Below are 2,332 nucleotides of genomic sequence, written 5' to 3' on the forward strand. Positions count from 1 at the left end.
GATGTAACTAACGGTACATAGTCGGCAGCGGGACCGGCTGTCGTCAGGCTGAAGCGTCGACGATGTTGATCGGCAATAACGTTTCGAGCGTCACCGATCTACCAGGGGAGAGCATGTCCATGCGAGCGAGATCGCTCGTCGCCGCCATTGTGCTGTCGTCGCTGGCGCTCGTCGCCTGCGGCAGCCGGGCCAGTAGCAGCGGAACGACCTCGGCCGGCAACAAACCGGCCGGGGCGTCGAACAACACAGCTTCGGATATCGGCGTCACGCCGACCGAGATCAAGATCGGTACAATCGCTGGCCTGAGCAGCGGTTTCGGACCGGACACGTTCTCCGCCTCACTGTACGGGGCGCGGGCCTATTTCAAGGCGCTCAACGCCGCGGGCGGAGTAAACGGGCGCACCGTGAACCTCGTCGAGTGTGACGACAAGGGCAGCGGGGACGGAAATGCGAACTGCGCGCACAAGCTCGTCGACGACGAGAAGGTCTTCGCGCTCGCCGGGGTGACGGCGTTCGACTACACGGGTGCGCAGTACATCAACTCCAAGGGTGTTCCGGATATCGGCGGCCAGCCCGTGTCCGCCGCCTACGATCAGTATCCGCACCTGTACTCGATCTACGGCAGCTATTATCCGCGCACCGGCAGCCGTCCCGGCTACAACGGCACGCTCTACGCGGGGACCGAGATCTACCGCTGGTTCAAGCAGAATCTGAAGACCAACGTCGCCGGGGTTGTGTACTACAACGTCGCCCCGTCGGAGCGGTACGCCAAGTCGATCGCGGACGGCCTGCGCAAGGAGGGCTACACGGTCGTCGAGGAGCAGATCAATCTCGGCGCCCCGAGTTGGGACGCAACGGTCCTCGACCTCAAGCGGCGCGGTGTCCAGATCGTCTTCGACGCGATGGACGACGGTGGTAACGCTCAGCTGTGCAACGCCATCGAGTCCCAGAAACTGCCGATCACGGCGAAGGTGACCCCGCCGCAGGGCTGGGCCAACAACATCCGCCAAGTCTACAGCGCCTCCCCGAACTGCCGGAACACGATCTACTCCACCGGCGGCACCGCCAACTATGCGGACACTCAGATTCCCGCGGTCGCCACGTTCCAGAAGGATCTGCAGGCGGCCGCGCCCGATCGGGTGGCCAAGATGAACCTGTGGATGCTCGAGGGTTACGCCTCGGCCCAGTGGCTGACCGACGCGATCCGGTCCTGCGGCGCCGACGTCACCCGCGCCTGCGTCGAGGCGTACATGAACAGCGGCAAGGACTACGACGGTCACGGCCTGCTCATCCCGACCGGCCGGAACTTCAAGAAGTCGCCTGAACCGCCGTCGCAGGAGCAGAACTGCCTCAACGTCGCCCGTTGGCAGGACTCGGCGAACGGCAACCAGGGTGGCTGGGTGACCCAGGTCAAGGACATGAACACCAACTGCTTCACCGTTCCGGATCTGCCCTACCCGGCCGGCTGATCTCTCGCGGGACCGCCTGCGTGGTCTCGGGCCCCGGTCGGGGCAACCCTCCACGGCACCACGGAGGGAACCTTGACCGGGGCCTTTCACATCGGGGGGCCTTTCAGCGGGGCCTTTCGCGGCCCTACGCTCGGAATTCCCCCGGCCCGCCCGCGAAGGACCGCTCGCCCCGGTGCAGGACGTAGACCAGGTCCGCCATCGCCAGGGCCTGCTCGGTGTACTGGTCGGCGAGCACGACGGTGGTGCCCGACGATGTGACCGTCGCAAGCCAGCCGAACAGGTCCGCGGCGACTTTCGGGGATAGTCCGAGCGACAGCTCGTCGACCATCAGGACCGAGGGGCGGGCCAGCAGGGCGCGGGCGAGCGCCAGCATTCGCCGCTCACCGCCCGACATCGATCCGGCCCGCTGCGTCAGCCGTTCCCGCAGCCGGGGGAACGACTCCAGTGCGGGGGTGATGTCGGGGTGCCCGCTGGCCTCCGCGATGATCTGCAGATTGTCCCGGACCGACAGGGTGGCGAAGACGGCCCGTTCGTCCGGCACGAGCATCAGTCCTCGGCGGGCCCGGTCGACGGTGGACACCTTGGTGATGTCCTCGCCGCGCCAGGTCAGACTGCCTGAACGCAGTGGGATCAGCCCGGCCAGCACCCGTAGGGTGGTGCTCTTGCCCGCGCCGTTGACCCCGAGCAGGGCGGTGACCTTGCCGGCGGGGATGGCGAGGTCCAGACCGTGCAGGACCTCCACGGTCCCGTAGCCGGCCCGTGCCCCGGTCAGTTCGAGTTCGGCCGTCGCCGTGGTCACCGTGCCTCCTGCGGCTGCTTCAGGACCGTTTCATCGTGGCGATGGGCAGCCTGGGCCAGGTACA

The 2,332-nt window shown here is 66.8% G+C and carries 2 protein-coding genes; one reads left to right on the forward strand and one right to left on the reverse strand.

Annotated elements, in window-relative coordinates; genetic code table 11:
• Window positions 1-119: 119 nt before the first annotated feature.
• Window positions 120-1,469, forward strand: coding sequence for an ABC transporter substrate-binding protein (locus tag AC08ON_RS16265; protein ID WP_476608239.1), 1,350 nt, complete (start codon window positions 120-122; stop codon window positions 1,467-1,469).
• 124 nt (window positions 1,470-1,593) lie between these two features.
• On the opposite strand, the gene AC08ON_RS16270 is transcribed toward AC08ON_RS16265, so the two are convergent.
• Window positions 1,594-2,268 carry an ABC transporter ATP-binding protein gene (locus tag AC08ON_RS16270; protein ID WP_476608240.1) on the reverse strand — a complete coding sequence of 225 codons (675 nt, stop codon included), beginning with the start codon at window positions 2,266-2,268 and terminating at the stop codon, window positions 1,594-1,596.
• Window positions 2,269-2,332: the final 64 nt, after the last annotated feature.

It is taken from the genome of Frankia sp. CoWAU3 (assembly GCF_977971855.1).

Excerpts from the sequence above, each read along its gene's own strand:
- AC08ON_RS16265 (WP_476608239.1), top strand. The coding sequence starts at position 120 with ATGCGAGCGAGATCGCTCGTCGCCGCCATTGTGCTGTCGTCGCTGGCG.